Here is a 15,402-nt window from a genome sequence, read left to right on the forward strand (position 1 = left end):
TTCGCCCACTATCTGCATGTGATAAGCAAAAATGTCGTAACTTTGCAGAAAATCTTATAGAAAAGAAAATAATAAAATAAATAAACCTAAGAAGAAATGAAGAAATCAATCATTAAGACAGTCGTGCTGGCTGCGCTCATGGCTCTGCCAATGTTCACTAAAGCACAAACTTTCGCTGGTATCACAGCCGAGCAGATTGCACAGAACACTCCTGAAGGATGGACTGCCGTAGAACTGCCACAGTTGCCTACCATCACTTCGGCAAACACATTTAATATCAAGGATTATGGTGCCTCGACATCTGCTGCAGACAACACCAAGGCTATCCAAAAAGCACTTGATGCTGTGCCTTCTACCGGTGGTATGGTCGTGATTCCTGCCGGTACCTGGATGTTTGGTAGTACCGACCAGATGACAAGCAAGACCGAGGTACTCAGCATCAAGTCAAAGACTGTGCTCCACCTTTGCGCAGGAGCCACCTTGAAGCTCGTAGAATATGGAAAGGCACCTAACAACAAAACGCTCTTTATCGGTTGCAAGAATAAGAACCAAAGCGACATTGTTATTGAGGGCGAAGGTGAGACTTCCATCATCGATGGACAGGGAACCCGTTGGTGGAAGGCTCGCGACAACAATGAGAAATTCAATCCGGGAGCCATGATCCGATTCGAGAAAGGCAGCCGATTCCTGATTCGCAATCTCAAGGTTCAGAATACTCCGGGTGTCAACATCACCTTGAGTAACAGCAATGGTGCGAACCATGGTACTGTTCATGATGTAACCATCTATAACCCTTCTTCTGAAACCAAGACAGAGCAACCTTCTCATAACACAGACGGTATCTCTATCTGGGGACACCACATGAACATCTATAACTGCAACATCAGTACAGGTGATGATAACGTAGTTTGCGATGACAATGCTCAGTATATCCATGTTTGGAACTGCGACTTTGGTACAGGACATGGTGCTTCTATCGGTAGCTACACCAAGAACATCAAGCATGTTTGGTTCGACAATATCACCATGAACGGTACTACTGCGGGTATCCGCATGAAGACAGGTATCAATAGCGATGGTACACTGCGTGGCGGTGGCGAGGAGGACTGGAAGTTCACCAACTTCACCATGACCAAGGTGAAGAACCCATTCTCTATCGACTGCTTCTACGACAAAAATTACAACAGCGATCCAGCCGTAGATAAGGCAAATGCAAGAGCGGTGGACAGCACAACTCCAACCTACAACGGCATTCTGCTTCAGAACGTGAAGACAACAGATGTATGCGAAGGTAACGCTATCTTCCTGATTGGCCGTCCTGAGAGCCATATCAAGAACGTGACACTCGACAATGTACAGATTTCTGCCAAGAAGGGTATCGACATCCGTTTCGTAGATAATCTCGTGTTCAAGAACAACTCTAAGATTACCGTCAGCAGCGGTTCAATCTGGCTCAAGAAGTTTGATTCTACTTGGACAGACGAGTGTGATGCTACGTCTACAGGTTCAACAGTTACTGATACTAAGGGTCCTTTCACATTAAACTCAAAAACTTTGACGGATAAGACAGCCGGTTCTTTCAGCAATGGCTTCGCTATCAGCAATGAGAAGGGAAAGACATACGATACTGGTTCTGGTACCAACTATATCAAGTATAGCGCAAATCAATACACCATCATCATTCCTGACGGCATAAAGATTGTCAAAATGGATATCGAGGGAAAAGACAATTACACAGATGCAGATGCCTATCTCGGCGAGATAAACGGCACAAGCTATGATGCTTCTACCTATGTTTTTCCAAAAGACAAAAGTCTGAAAAAATATACAGTAGAGTTTGATTCACCTGTAGAGCACACGCTTACTTTCACTCCAAAGGTAAAGCAGTGCATCTTGCAGTTCACTCTCTATACAGAGACATCTACAGGCATCCAGCCAATTGCTGCCATCGCCAAGGTAAACAATAATAACATTTACGATCTCAGCGGTCGCATGGTAAAGCTCAATGCCAAGGCAGAAGACCTGCAAGGTCTCAAAAAAGGGATCTATATCTACAACAACAAGAAATACGTAGCTAAATAATTCATTTAAACATCGGTAACAATGAAAATAAAATCGCATTCACTCCTGTGCATTCTCGCCACCATCGCATTGAGTTCGCCGCTCTCTGCGCTGAGCGTGAATGCCCAGAAGGCGGTATCCAAGACATGGAATCCGAACCTGAAGAACGGAATGTACCGCAACCCGGTTATTGACGCCGACTACTCAGACCCTGACGTATGCCGTGTGGGCAATGACTACTATATGACTTCCTCTTCCTTCCAGTGTTTCCCAGGCTTGCAAATTCTGCACAGCACCGACCTGGTAAACTGGGAGATTATCGGCGCTGCCCTACTCAATGACTATCCAGTATTGCCAGAGTATCAGGGCACCGAACTGGATTGGCGCAAGAAGGTTCAGCATGGTAACTACGTGTGGGCACCATCTATCCGCTACCATGACGGATGGTTCTATATCTACTGCGGTGATCCTGACCAGGGACTCTTTATGACCAAGACTCAGGACCCACGTGGTCCATGGGAACCTATCACCTGGGTGATGAAGGGAAAAGGTATGATCGACTGCTGCCCTCTCTGGGATGAAGACGGCAAGGCTTATCTGTCGCATGGCTGTGCCGGTTCAAGAGCCGGCATCAAATCGGTACTCTTCGTAGCTCCGATGTCACCTGACGGCACCAAGGTTATCGGTCCATCACGCATCGTATATGATGGTCATGAAGACCAACCTACCATCGAGGGTACCAAGTTCTACAAGCGTAACGGCTACTATTACATCATGAGTCCTGCGGGCGGCGTGAAGTATGGCTGGCAGGTAGAACTGCGTTCCAAGAATCCATTTGGTCCTTACGAGGAGTATGTAGGTATGGCACAGGGAAAGAACAAGAAGGTAAACGGTCCTCACCAGGGTGCCTGGGTTGATACCCAGAACGGCGAAGACTGGTTCCTCCACTTTCAGGATAAGCATGCCTACGGTCGTGTGGTTCATCTGCAACCAGCCAGATGGGTGAACGACTGGCTCGTCATCGGTGACGACAAGGATGGTGACGGCTGCGGTGACCCAGTGCAGCAATGGAAGAAGCCAAACCTGCCATCAAGCGGAAACTTCCAGCCTAAGGAATCGGATGATTTCAATAGCGTAGATTTAGGTCTGCAATGGCAGTGGAACGGTCCTTACAGTCAGTACTGGTACTTCTGTGATGCCAAGAACTCCAAGTTGCGCCTCTATGGTGTACAGCAGGCAGAAGATGCAAAGAATCTGTATGATTTGCCAAACCTCCTGCTCCAGAAACTCCCTACCGAGAACTTTACTGCTACAGCCAAGGTGAAGTTTATTCCGAACCGCACCGAGGCTTACAAAGAAAAAGATAAGGTACTGGGCGAAAGTGCCGGTATGATTATGCAAGGCATGGACTATGCGGCACTCAAGTTTGTTGATACCAAGGAAGAGGGTGTTGTGTTGCAATATGTAACCTGTGAGAAGGCTGAGAAGGGAAAGGCTGAGAAGGTGGTGAAACAGGTTGCCATCAAGACCAGCAAGCAGCCTCAGCCTTACACCGTAAAGTATGCCGTAGATGATATCCCTTCTTCCCGCATCGCTACCCAGGATGTATGGCTCCGTGTGAAGGTTCATAGCGAGGGTATCGCCAACCAGATACAGGCTATCGCTGAATGGAGCTACAGTCTGGATGGTAAGAAATTCAACAAGATAGGCAATCCTTTCACTGTGCGTGAAGGCAAGTGGATTGGTGCCAAGCTCGGTTTCTTCAACACCCGCACAGCCAAAAAGAACGATGCTGCCTTCTTCGACGTAGACTGGATTCATTTCGAAAAATAACGCTTTCCTGCTAACGCGTTATTTCAGAGAATATTTTGGGAAACAAAAAAATCCCCCTCATTGCAAATCAATGCAGCGAGGGGGATTAATCATTATGAGTAATCTAAAAATTCTAATCTTTCTTTTCTTCTTTAGGCTCTGCCTTTGTTGTTTTCTTGGCAGGAGCCTTCTTGGCTGCAGGCTTAGCTGCGGTTTTCTTGGCAGGAGCAGCCTTAGCAGGCTTCTCGCCATGGTGCTTCTCAGCCTCCTTCTCTATCTTTTCAATCTTAGCCTGAAGACGGACAATCTCCTTGTCCTTCATCTCAATCTCTTCATCCTGATTCTTGATGGTAGTAAGCAGGCTCTCAAGCTGATCGTTATCAACATCAGTAGGATAGAGGTCGTTTACTCGGGTAATGAAGTCGCCAAGAATGTTCATATAGTTAGTGAAAGCATCGAAAGGACTTGAATAGATACCTCTGTCAAGACCCACATTGCTTGGCTTGGTAGTCATGAAGCGGAAGTTGTTACTTGCCTGCAGGTAATCCCAGTCCTGATTGATACGTGGATCGTTGGCGATACGTACACGGTCTGCCACACTGTAAAGCTTGTTGAAAGCCTCACGCTGCATCGGGTTACCCAACCACGAACTTACATCACGCTCCTCGTCTACCCAACTCAAGGTATCAGGCACATTCACCTCGCCTACCGACTTGATCTTCTTACAGATTTCACTAGGTGTTGAGAAGGTGATGCCACGGTCCTTGGCACACTGAGGCAAAGCCTTCATAAACTCGAGGATGTTGCTTGACAGAGGCTGGGCAATACCAAGAGCAGAAAGCTCCATGAAGATATTGATAACCTGCTCCTCCTCTGGGAAGGCAGCAATCCGGTTCATATAGTTGTCGGCAAAGAGTGGATAACCGTCCCAATCGCTGTTGCTGAAGCGCAGAGAGATATCATCGCTCAGGTTCACATCGCGCAAAAGGAGCTTCAACTTAGGGTTCAGGGCGCAATGGTAAACATAGTGAGGAGACTTCCAGCCGAGCACGTGCTTGGCACCCTCGGTGAGCATACCAATGAATCCCATGTTGGCAACATCGTTACCGATATCATCGCTATAGATGAGCGAAGAGTTGCGCAATACGGCAGGTTTCTTTCCGAAATATTCCTCAATCTTAGTACACTGGCGCATCACCTCATCCTTGAAACTTGCCTCATTAACCAGAGAAGCAAGTCCGTGAGAGTAAGGTTCAGCCAGGAACTCTACACAACCCGTATTGTTGAGCTGCTGAAGCTTCTCCAGCACCTGAGGAGCATGAAGTTCCAACTGCTCCATACCCACACCCGAAAGCGAAAAAGCTATCTTGAAATACTTGCCGTTCTTTTCAATCATCTCCTGAAGGGCATTCAAGGCTGGCATATAAGAGCGCTCAGCAATCTCGTTGATGCTACGGTCGTTCTCGTAGTCATCATAGTAATAATGGTCGGTACCGATGTCGAAGAAGCGGTAGCGTTTCAGATGGGTAATCTGATGTATCTCGAAATATAAACAAATTGTTTTCATAAAATTTGAAATTTGAACGTTTAACTTGTAAGATGAGTAAAGCCTCAAAATTATTCATTCTTCGTTCTTCACTCTTCACTTAACCTACTTCCACCCTAAGGTTTTGAGGTACAGGTCTTTGATGCGGGCTCCCACTTTCTCCCAGGTAATCTGGTCTACTTCTTTCTTGCCTTCCTCTGAGAGATAATCGAAAAGACTCTCGTTGTGACAGATGCTGTAGATGGCATCAGCAAGGGCATGGATATCCCAGTAGTCTACCTTGATACAGTTGGACAGAATTTCTCCACATCCACTCTGCTTGGAGATAATGGTTGGTGTGCCGCACTGCATAGCTTCCAAAGGTGAGATACCGAACGGCTCGCTCACAGATGGCATCACGTAGACATCACTGTCTTTCAGACATTCATAAACCTGTTTGCCGCGCATAAAGCCAGGGAAGTGGAACCGGTCGGCAATGCCTCTTTCGGCAGCGAGATAAATCATCTGATCCATCATATCGCCCGAACCTGCCATACAGAAACGCACATTGCGGGTACGGTGCAATACCATGTTGGCAGCCTCAACGAAATATTCAGGTCCCTTCTGCATGGTAAGACGTCCCAGGAAGGTTACTACCTTCTCCTTGCCCTTATGATTTGGGCGTGGAATATCCTGCCACTCCTGCTTCAATGGGTATACGGCATTGTGCATGGCGAAACACTTGCGTGGATCCTGATGATACTGGTGAATCACCGTCTGGCGGGTCAGTTCGGATACACACATGATGCAGTCGGCATTATCCATACCGTCTTTCTCGATAGCGTAAACGGTAGGGTTCACCTTTCCACGGCTACGGTCGAAATCAGTAGCATGAACGTGGATGCACAATGGTTTGCCACTCACGCGCTTGGCATGAATTCCGGCAGGGAATGTAAGCCAGTCGTGAGCATGGATAATATCAAATTCTTCTGAACGGGCTACAACTCCGGCAATGATGCTATAGTTGTTGATCTCGTCATGAAGATTTGACGGATAACCACCGGCAAAGTCCATACAGCCGAGGTCATTTACATGCATATAGTTAAAATCGGCATAGATGTGGTCACGGTAGCGGAAATAATCGTCCGGATTCATGATATTGCCTACGCGCTGCTGCACATAGTCGTGATTTACATCTCGCCAGGCGATAGGCACACTGTTCATTGCCACAATCTTGCAGGCACTGCGGTCCTCATCACCGAAAGGATGAGGCAGACACAATGTGATATCAACATCGCCCTGGGCATGAAGTCCCTGGGAGATACCAAAGTTGGCAGTTGCCAAACCACCAAATACGTGAGGAGGATACTCCCATCCAAACATTAAAACTTTCATATAGCAGTCCTCCTATTATTAATATTGATATTTTTCAAGTAACTCGAGCGCACGCAGAATCTCAGCCACATTCATGGCGAAAGAGATGGCACCACGACCTGCGAATGGAGGGTTTCCATCGAAGAGTTCGCTGATGGTACCGAGACAGTGGGAAGACATTTCGTCCTCATAACCTACCATCTGGCGTTCGATAAAGCTCAAACGGGTACGCTTATAGAGTTTCAGACTTGCCTCCATATAGAAGCCGCCGAGCCATGGCCATGCCGTACCCTGATGGTAAGCATAGTCGCGCTGGGTCTGCGGACCTACATAAACAGGATTATATCCACCGCTCTTTGGCGAGAGTGAACGCAATCCCTTAGGAGTAAGGAGTTCGCGTGTACAGATATCAAGAACCTGCTTCTTCTGGTCTTGCGACAATGGAGAATAGTCGAAAGCCACTGCAAATATCATGTTCGGGCGAACGCTCCAGTCCATCATATTTCCATCAACATAATCGTAGAGATAGCCATATTCATTGAGGAAGGTATCGAGGAATGCCTGCTTGGTCTGCTCAGCCTGAGCCAGGAGTTTCTGCTGGCTGTCTTCTTCACCTACTGTTGCAGCAAGAGAAGCACAGAAGCACAAAGCGTTATACCACAAAGCATTAAACTCTACGATATATCCGGTACGTGGAACCACTGGTCTGCCGTTGGCAGTAGAGTTCATCCAGGTAACAGCCTTGTCCTTACCATCGGTATAGAGCAATCCGTTCTCTTCGAGCTTCAGGTTCGGATGCTTGTTATCCTGGATAAAGCTGATAACATCCTTGATAAACTGTCCATACTTCTTGAAGCATTCTTCCTTGCTGGTTTCCTTGGCATACTGCTGCAAAGCCCAGATAGCCCACAATGGCACGTCAGGCTGCTCTATCTCAGCAATATGAACGCTGACCGGCTTGCCTTCCATAAACTCGTAGTATCCCTTCATGGCAGTCTTCATCACCAGTTCGAAGTAGTCATCTTCCTCGATAGAGAGGGTGAGACCCGGAAGAGCGATGAATGTATCGCGGGCTCTGCACTTGAACCAAGGATAACCTGCCAGGATATAACGGTCATCGTTCTTTTCACGACGATGGAACTGATGAGCCGCATTGACCAGACAATGGAAGAAATTGTCACGAGGCGAACGCTCATCCACTTCCTTGTCGAAGAGCTTCTTCAGGCTGACCGCCTTGATTTCTGATGTAGAAGCAGCAAAGACGATGGTTTCGCCTTTCTTGATATCCATTTCAAAATAGCCAGGAACATAGAGGTCTTCGTTAGAAGCATAACCTCTCTCCTGCTCCTTTGGATATTCCACGCCACGATACCAATCCGGACAGAATTTAAACTCGTTCTTCTTGGAGAACTGCATGTAGAGATCTGGATAACCTGCATACATACAGGTCTTGATGCCATGATCTACCTCAGCATAATCACGAGATGCGGTAGCATTCTCATGAGTAAACTGACGGACACTGCGGAAAGCCAGAAAAGGACGGAAGCGAAGGGTTGTAGCCGAATGGCCGTCTACCAGGGTATAGCGAATCAGAATGCGATTCTCATAATGCTGGAATACAACTTCCTTTTTCAGGATAACACCACCTACGCGATAAAGGGTAGTTGGCACTTTATCACAATCAAACTCACGAATGTACTTGTGGCCCATCGGACTGTAGTTGTTGCCCTGGTACTTGTGCAAGCCGAGGTTAAACTCTGCTCCATGCTGAATCACCGTAACATCCAGCGAACTCAAGAGCACATGATTCTCATCGTCCAGTTCTGGAACCGGCACGACAAGTAATCCGTGATACTTGCGGGTATTACAGTCTACAATCGTTGAGCACGAATATGCACCCGAGCGATTTGTTCTCAACAACTCCTTAGGCAACGACTCTTGAAGATTCGTCATAAGGGCCTTTTCGAATTTTAGATAACTCATAGATCTATATTAAGGTTCTATATTTTTGTTGACTAAATTAATTGCTTTCAAAGGTAACACTTTTTTGTGGTATAACAAAGCTTTTTGTATGCCATTTTTAGAAAAAATTGTCTTTTTATGTTTTAAAACATATTTTTAGACAAAAATGCTTGATTATTTCGAGAAAAAGCATTACTTTTGCACTCAGTTTTCAGTTTAAAAGATTTGTACACATGGCAGCTAGAGGAAAATACGATAAAGAAAATATAGCAACGCTGATTGCTAAGCTATGGGGAGGCATCACTGATGACCAGTTCGATTTACTGAAAGAACATCTGGAAATCAAGAAGTATAAGAAGAACGAAATCATCTACAAGAACGAGGGTACTCCCGAATATGCACTATGTCTCATAGCGGGAAAAGTGAAGATATACAAAGAAGGTATCGGTGGCAAAAGCCAGATTATCCGTGTTATCAAACCGATTGAATTTTTTGGTTTCAGAGCCTATTTTGCAGATGAGATATACAAGACGGCAGCCATGTCGCTGGAAAACTGCGTCGTTGCCCAGTTCCCGCTGGCAGTTCTCATGAAACTGATCTCCAAGAGTTTCAACATCGGCTTCTTCTTTATCAAATATCTCAGTGTGGAAATAGGTAAATCGGACGACCGTACCGTGAACCTCACCCAGAAACATATCCGTGCCCGACTTGCCGAGGGACTGATATTTCTGAAAGACTCTTATGGGTTAGAAAAAGACGGAAAAACTCTTGACATCCGATTGAGTCGTGAAGATCTGGCAAATCTCTGTAATATGACAACGAGCAATGCCATCCGTACGCTCTCAGCCTTTACGGCAGAAGGACTCATCAATACTGAAGGAAGGAAAATCAAAATCTTACAGGAAGAAGAAATCATAAAAATAGCAGAACTCGGATAAAGTTCTGCTATTTTTTATTTATATGTTTTACATTATTCGTTTTTCTTGATATATTTCACTTATTACGGGCATACCGGTTATACGGGTATCAGGAAGTTGATAACCTCCTGAATTACAGTAATCTGGAATGGGCCTACCGGTGTATTCATCAATCTGCCATCAATACCTATCAGGGCATGCTGGGCATCAAGCACCTCTACCTCTCGGGTACGGTAAGGATGCACACTCTTATGGTTGAGGAACTTACCTTTCACAAAAAGATAGATTCCCTCGAAGAGCTGGGTTGTCTTAGGATGAGATACCACCGACACATCAAGCAGTCCGTTATATGGCACAGCATTCGGAGTCTGTCCATATCCTGTTCCATTGCCTATACACATCGTCATCACTCTACGCTTGATAACATCCGAATTGATTTTCACATGCATCTTATAGTCCAGACGCTGGAATATCATCAGGATGAAGGAACAGAGAAACGACAGGGTACGTGAACCGAAGATATGATGGGTTTTTCGTCTCAGGTTCATGATGGCGGCGATGAGTCCGATATTGATACAGTTGAGGAAATAGCGACGGCATTTCTCCCCCTTCTTGTTCACATAGCGGATACAACCGAGGTCAATCTTTCTGATACGACGTTTTTTCAGCGACGCCACCGTCTTCTCGATATCGCTGTCGCTGAATCCCCAGAAGTGGGCAAAGTCGTTCATCAGTCCGTTAGGAATAACCCCCAGTGCCACCTCTTCTCTTTCTTTCGGATCTATCTGCATCAGACAGTTTACTGCATCATTGAGCGCAGAATCTCCACCAACGATGACAATGGTCTTATAACCATTGTTGATAAACATTCTGATGAGCCGTTCTACGCTCTTCTGATTCTCGCTCTGCACAAAGTCGTAATCCACGCCCTGCTGCTTGAGCACCTTCTCTATTTTTTCCCAGCGCTTGTTACTTCGCCAGCCTCCTCTAGGGCAATAAAGCAGCCCCCATTTATTCTCGTTTACCATTGTCTCTTCTTTGTAATTTGTCTCTTCTTTGTAATTAGAAAAATATTACTTCCGCCTAGCCATGCCCATTAAGCCTAGCCACCGTTGCATCCGATTCCATCGGATGCCAGCCCTAGCCAGATTCCAGCCCGCAGCCTAACTCCTCATCAGCCCCAAAACAGCCTCCACCTTTTTCTCCATCGGTTGCAATGCATCTACCCAATGGATGGTAAAGCCTCTGCGCTCCATACCTCTGAACCACGTCATCTGCCTTTTGGCAAACTGGTGGATTGCAATTTCCAGACCGCGATACATCTCATCGTAGGAAGTCTTACCAATCACATATTCAGTAATAAACTTATATTCCAAACCATAATAGATGAGATTTTCGGCAGGGATGCCACGGTCTAGCAGCCCCTTGATTTCATCTACCATTCCCTCATCCAATCGCTGTTTCAGTCTGCGGGAAATCTTCTCCCTTCTCGCATCGCGGTCGATACTGACACCGATAATCAGCGAATCAACCGGTGGGAGTTCACGTTCCGGCATCGGATGCTCCAGATTATAGCTTTCAATCTCTATCGCCCGGATAGCTCGCTGTGCTGTATCCACGTCTGTGCGATTGTGCATATTAGAACCCGTTTTCGCCTTCAGCTCTTTCAGTATCAGCGTAAGTTCCTCTAAACTCTTATGAGCCAATGACTCACGGAGTTCCGGGTTCTGCGGAACAGGTGAGAGATGATAACCTTTCAGCACCGACTCAATATAGAGTCCTGTACCTCCACATAATATCGGAAAAGCCCCTCTCTTCTGAATATCCTGATAGGCATCATAAAAATCTTGCTGATATTCAAAGAGATTATATTTCGTACCAGGCTCACAGATGTCAATGAGGTGATAAGGTATCTGCTTGCCATGGATGGTATAGTCAGCCAGATCCTTACCCGTACCTATATCCATGCCGCGATATACCTGCCGGCTGTCAGCACTAATGATTTCAGCGCCCTTGGCAGGGGTACCCGACAAATGGGCACCCAGGCTATTGATCCTGGCTGCAAGAGCGGCAGCAAGACTCGTCTTACCACTCGCCGTAGGTCCCAATATGGTTATCATCGAATATTTCATGCCGCAAAGTTAAATGAAATTATTGAGAAAACAAAATAAAATGAAAAGAAATTCTCACTTATAAAAACAAAAAGCCGTCCAGCATTGAAAAAATGCTGGACGGCCATATACTTAATCGTTAAGAGGCAACGAATTAACCGTTGTGCTTCTTCATGATCTTGATCAACTCAACAACCTTGTGTGAGTAACCAATCTCGTTGTCATACCAAGAAACAACCTTAACGAAGTTGTCTGTCAAATAAACACCTGCGTTAGCGTCGAAGATAGATGTCAAAGCGCAACCCAAGAAGTCAGAAGAAACAACAGCATCCTCTGTGTAACCGAGTACACCCTTCAACTCACCCTCAGAAGCAGCCTTCATAGCAGCGCAGATAGCCTCCTTAGAAGCAGCCTTCTTCAAGTTAACTGTCAAGTCAACAACAGATACGTCCAAAGTAGGAACACGCATAGAGATACCTGTCAACTTACCGTTCAACTCAGGGATAACCTTACCTACAGCCTTAGCAGCACCTGTAGAAGAAGGGATGATGTTGCCAGCAGCTGCACGGCCACCACGCCAGTCCTTCATAGATGGACCGTCAACAGTCTTCTGTGTAGCAGTTGTAGAGTGAACAGTTGTCATCAAACCTGTCTCGATACCGAAGTTATCGTTCAATACCTTAGCGATAGGAGCCAAGCAGTTTGTTGTACAAGAAGCGTTAGAAACGATCTTCTGACCATTGTACTTGTCAGTGTTAACACCGCAAACGAACATATCAGCCTGGTTACCGTTAGCGTCAGCCTTAGAAGGAGCAGAAAGTACTACGTACTTAGCACCAGCCTTCAAGTGCTTCTCAGCCTTGTCGTAAGCGAGGAAGAGACCTGTAGACTCAACTACGTACTCAGCACCAACCTCATCCCACTTCAAGTTCTCAGGATCACGCTCAGCAGTAACACGGATGTGGTTACCGTTAACGATCAACTCGCTCTTCTCAACGTCAGCCTCGATAGTACCGTCGAAATGACCGTGCATTGTATCATACTTCAACATGTAAGCCATGTAATCAACTGGGCACAAGTCATTGATAGCTACTACCTGTACTTCCTTTGCGTTCTCAGCCTCAACTGTAGAACGGAATACGAAACGACCGATACGGCCAAATCCGTTAATACCAATCTTAATCATTGTTCTTAATATTTAAATTAAAAGTTTAATAAAAATTACTTTTTTAACTGCTTTCGAGCGTTCATCCGATGCTGAAACATTCAAAATTTTACGCCTTAGAGCATTTTTTCTTCTTTTCGAGCGCAAAGTTACTAATTTTTTTCTAACTTTGCAACCAGAATGAGTATTAAATAAGTTAAAAAAGAATAGTAGAGCTTTAATATTGGCATTATTTTCACTCATTACATGCCATACTGACAACTCCATATTGCAAAAAGCAAAGGAAAAACTCAGCATTCTATACCTTATTATATATATAAAAAAAGAGAAAAAGAAAAACAATCAAACTATAGTTATAATTAAAAAGATAAAAGTATGAGTAAATTTTTGAATGAATTCAAGGAATTCGCCATGCGTGGCAATGTGCTCGACATGGCTGTCGGTGTTATCATCGGTGGTGCCTTTGGAAAAATCGTAAGCTCTGTTGTTGATGACGTCATCATGCCTCCTATAGGATGGCTGATTGGCGGCGTGAATTTCGCCGACCTCAAACTCACCCTACCTACCGTCAATGTAGCGGGTGAGGAACTGAAGGCGGCTACCATCAACTACGGTAACTTCCTCCAGACCTGTTTCGACTTCCTCATCGTTGCCTTCTGTATCTTCATGCTCATCAAGGTGGTGAACAAGATTTCCAAGAAGAAGGAAGAGGAAAAACCGGCAGAAGCTCCTAAGGCTCCGGAGCCAAGCAATGAAGAAAAACTTCTCATGGAAATACGTGATCTCCTGAAGAACCAGAAATAAGAATAAAAAAAAGTCGCCCTCTTTGAAGGCGACTTTTTTATTCTGTTTATTCCCACTCAATTGTCGAAGGTGGTTTTGAAGAGATGTCATAACATACACGGTTTACACCCTTCACCTTATTAATAATCTCATTACTTACCTTAGCCATGAAATCATAAGGAAGATGTGCCCAGTCAGCAGTCATCGCATCAGTACTGGTTACAGCACGCAAGGCAACAGGGTGCTCGTATGTACGCTCATCACCCATCACACCTACTGAACGGACAGTAGAAAGCAATACGGTACCAGCCTGCCAGATCTGATCGTAGAGAGAAACCTCGATCTCGCCATTCTGCATGTCAGCAGGAACACCGGCAGCCAGGACGCGACGAGCTTCCTCACCACTCAACTTCACCTTATACTCACGCAAGCCACGGATATAGATATCGTCAGCATCCTGAAGGATACGTACCTTCTCAGGAGTGATATCGCCCAAGATACGGACAGCCAAACCAGGACCAGGGAATGGGTGACGAGTAATCAGGTGCTCTGGCATACCCATAGAGCGACCTACACGGCGAACCTCATCCTTGAACAGCCACTTCAAAGGCTCACACAACTGAAGGTTCATCTCCTTAGGAAGACCACCTACGTTGTGATGACTCTTGATCACCTTACCGGTGATATTCAAGCTCTCGATACGGTCAGGATAGATAGTACCCTGAGCCAACCACTTGGCACCAGTCTGCTTTTTAGCCTCAGCATTGAAAACCTCCACGAAGTCGCGGCCGATAATCTTACGCTTCTTCTCAGGGTCAGTAACACCAGCCAGGTCAGCAAAGAACTTCTCTGATGCATCCACGCCGATTACATTCAAGCCCAAACACTTGTAGTCTTCCATCACGTCACGGAACTCATTCTTGCGCAACATACCATGATCTACGAAGATACAGGTAAGGTTCTTGCCGATAGCCTTGTTCAGGAGAACGGCAGCCACACTGGAGTCAACACCGCCAGAAAGACCGAGGATAACCTTATCGTCGCCCAACTGTTCCTTCAACTCAGCAACTGTTGTCTCAACAAAAGAGTCAGCACTCCAGTCCTGCTTACTTCCGCAGATATCAACCACGAAGTTCTTCAGCAACTGTGTACCCTGCAAAGAGTGGAACACCTCTGGGTGGAACTGTACTGCCCATACAGGCTGTTTGGTAGAAGCATAAGCAGCATACTTCACATTAGCAGTAGAAGCGATGCACTTATAATCCTCAGGGATAGCAGTGATGGTATCACCATGGCTCATCCAAACCTGAGAGTTCTCGATGAATCCCTTGAACAAAGGATTCTCCTTATCGAAATGCTCCAAGTTGGCACGACCATACTCACGGCTGTCTGCAGCCTCCACCTTACCGCCCTGGGCGTAAGAGAGGAACTGAGCACCATAGCAGATGCCGAGCACAGGAATACGGCCGATAAACTGGCTCAGATCTACCTTGAAAGCTTCCGGATCATGAACGGAATAAGGGCTACCGCTCAAGATGACACCAATGACAGATGGGTCATCCTTTGGAAACTTGTTGTAAGGCATGATCTCGCAGAAGGTATCGAGTTCACGGACACGACGGCCGATGAGCTGTGTGGTCTGTGAACCGAAATCCAAAATAATAATCTTCTGTTGCATAATATCTAATTTTA

Annotated in this window: 11 protein-coding genes; 4 read left to right on the forward strand and 7 right to left on the reverse strand. The window is 45.9% G+C overall.

Annotated elements, in window-relative coordinates; translation table 11 throughout:
• The first annotated feature begins 96 nt into the window (after positions 1–96).
• Positions 97–2,082, forward strand: coding sequence for a glycoside hydrolase family 28 protein (locus KUA48_RS14590; RefSeq protein ID WP_218432918.1), 1,986 nt, complete (start codon positions 97–99; stop codon positions 2,080–2,082).
• A 21-nt stretch (positions 2,083–2,103) separates the two neighbouring features.
• Positions 2,104–3,894, forward strand: a complete 1,791-nt coding sequence (locus KUA48_RS14595; RefSeq protein ID WP_218432919.1) for a glycoside hydrolase 43 family protein — start codon at positions 2,104–2,106, stop codon at positions 3,892–3,894.
• Positions 3,895–4,006: 112 nt separating this feature from the next.
• Here the strand turns inward: KUA48_RS14595 and KUA48_RS14600 are convergent, their stop codons facing one another.
• The 3 genes from KUA48_RS14600 to KUA48_RS14610 all read right to left on the reverse strand — a co-directional run bounded on the left by KUA48_RS14600 (position 4,007) and on the right by KUA48_RS14610 (position 8,755).
• Positions 4,007–5,440: a glycoside hydrolase family 57 protein gene (locus tag KUA48_RS14600; RefSeq protein ID WP_218432920.1), complete on the reverse strand. Its 1,434-nt coding sequence runs from the start codon at positions 5,438–5,440 to the stop codon at positions 4,007–4,009.
• A gap of 84 nt (positions 5,441–5,524) precedes the next feature.
• Positions 5,525–6,793: a glycosyltransferase family 4 protein gene (locus KUA48_RS14605; protein WP_022121648.1), complete on the reverse strand. Its 1,269-nt coding sequence runs from the start codon at positions 6,791–6,793 to the stop codon at positions 5,525–5,527.
• Between the two features lie 18 nt (positions 6,794–6,811).
• Entirely contained in the window at positions 6,812–8,755 is a 1,944-nt protein-coding gene (locus KUA48_RS14610; RefSeq protein WP_118079038.1) for a glycogen debranching enzyme N-terminal domain-containing protein, read from the reverse strand.
• A gap of 212 nt (positions 8,756–8,967) precedes the next feature.
• Here KUA48_RS14610 and KUA48_RS14615 point away from each other — a divergent pair, with 212 nt between their 5' ends.
• Positions 8,968–9,672, forward strand: coding sequence for a Crp/Fnr family transcriptional regulator (locus KUA48_RS14615; protein WP_153136793.1), 705 nt, complete (start codon positions 8,968–8,970; stop codon positions 9,670–9,672).
• Between the two features lie 77 nt (positions 9,673–9,749).
• On the opposite strand, the gene KUA48_RS14620 is transcribed toward KUA48_RS14615, so the two are convergent.
• The 3 genes from KUA48_RS14620 to gap all read right to left on the reverse strand — a co-directional run bounded on the left by KUA48_RS14620 (position 9,750) and on the right by gap (position 12,948).
• Positions 9,750–10,679, reverse strand: a complete 930-nt coding sequence (locus tag KUA48_RS14620; protein ID WP_022121645.1) for a diacylglycerol kinase family protein — start codon at positions 10,677–10,679, stop codon at positions 9,750–9,752.
• A 135-nt stretch (positions 10,680–10,814) separates the two neighbouring features.
• Positions 10,815–11,783, reverse strand: coding sequence for a tRNA (adenosine(37)-N6)-dimethylallyltransferase MiaA (gene miaA, locus KUA48_RS14625; RefSeq protein WP_218432921.1), 969 nt, complete (start codon positions 11,781–11,783; stop codon positions 10,815–10,817).
• 133 nt (positions 11,784–11,916) lie between these two features.
• The gene (gene gap / locus KUA48_RS14630) at positions 11,917–12,948 is read right to left on the reverse strand and encodes a type I glyceraldehyde-3-phosphate dehydrogenase (RefSeq protein ID WP_006846296.1); all 1,032 of its coding nucleotides are present in this window, start codon (positions 12,946–12,948) and stop codon (positions 11,917–11,919) included.
• A gap of 354 nt (positions 12,949–13,302) precedes the next feature.
• On the opposite strand from gap, the gene mscL reads away from it, so the two are divergent.
• Positions 13,303–13,731: a large-conductance mechanosensitive channel protein MscL gene (mscL, locus tag KUA48_RS14635; RefSeq protein ID WP_118152034.1), complete on the forward strand. Its 429-nt coding sequence runs from the start codon at positions 13,303–13,305 to the stop codon at positions 13,729–13,731.
• Positions 13,732–13,777: 46 nt separating this feature from the next.
• Here the strand turns inward: mscL and guaA are convergent, their stop codons facing one another.
• A complete protein-coding gene (guaA, locus tag KUA48_RS14640) occupies positions 13,778–15,388 on the reverse strand; it encodes a glutamine-hydrolyzing GMP synthase (RefSeq protein ID WP_218432922.1) in 1,611 nt (536 codons plus the stop codon).
• Positions 15,389–15,402: the final 14 nt, after the last annotated feature.

Source organism: Segatella copri (assembly GCF_019249795.2).
Taxonomy (GTDB): Bacteria; Bacteroidota; Bacteroidia; order Bacteroidales; family Bacteroidaceae; genus Prevotella; species Prevotella copri_B.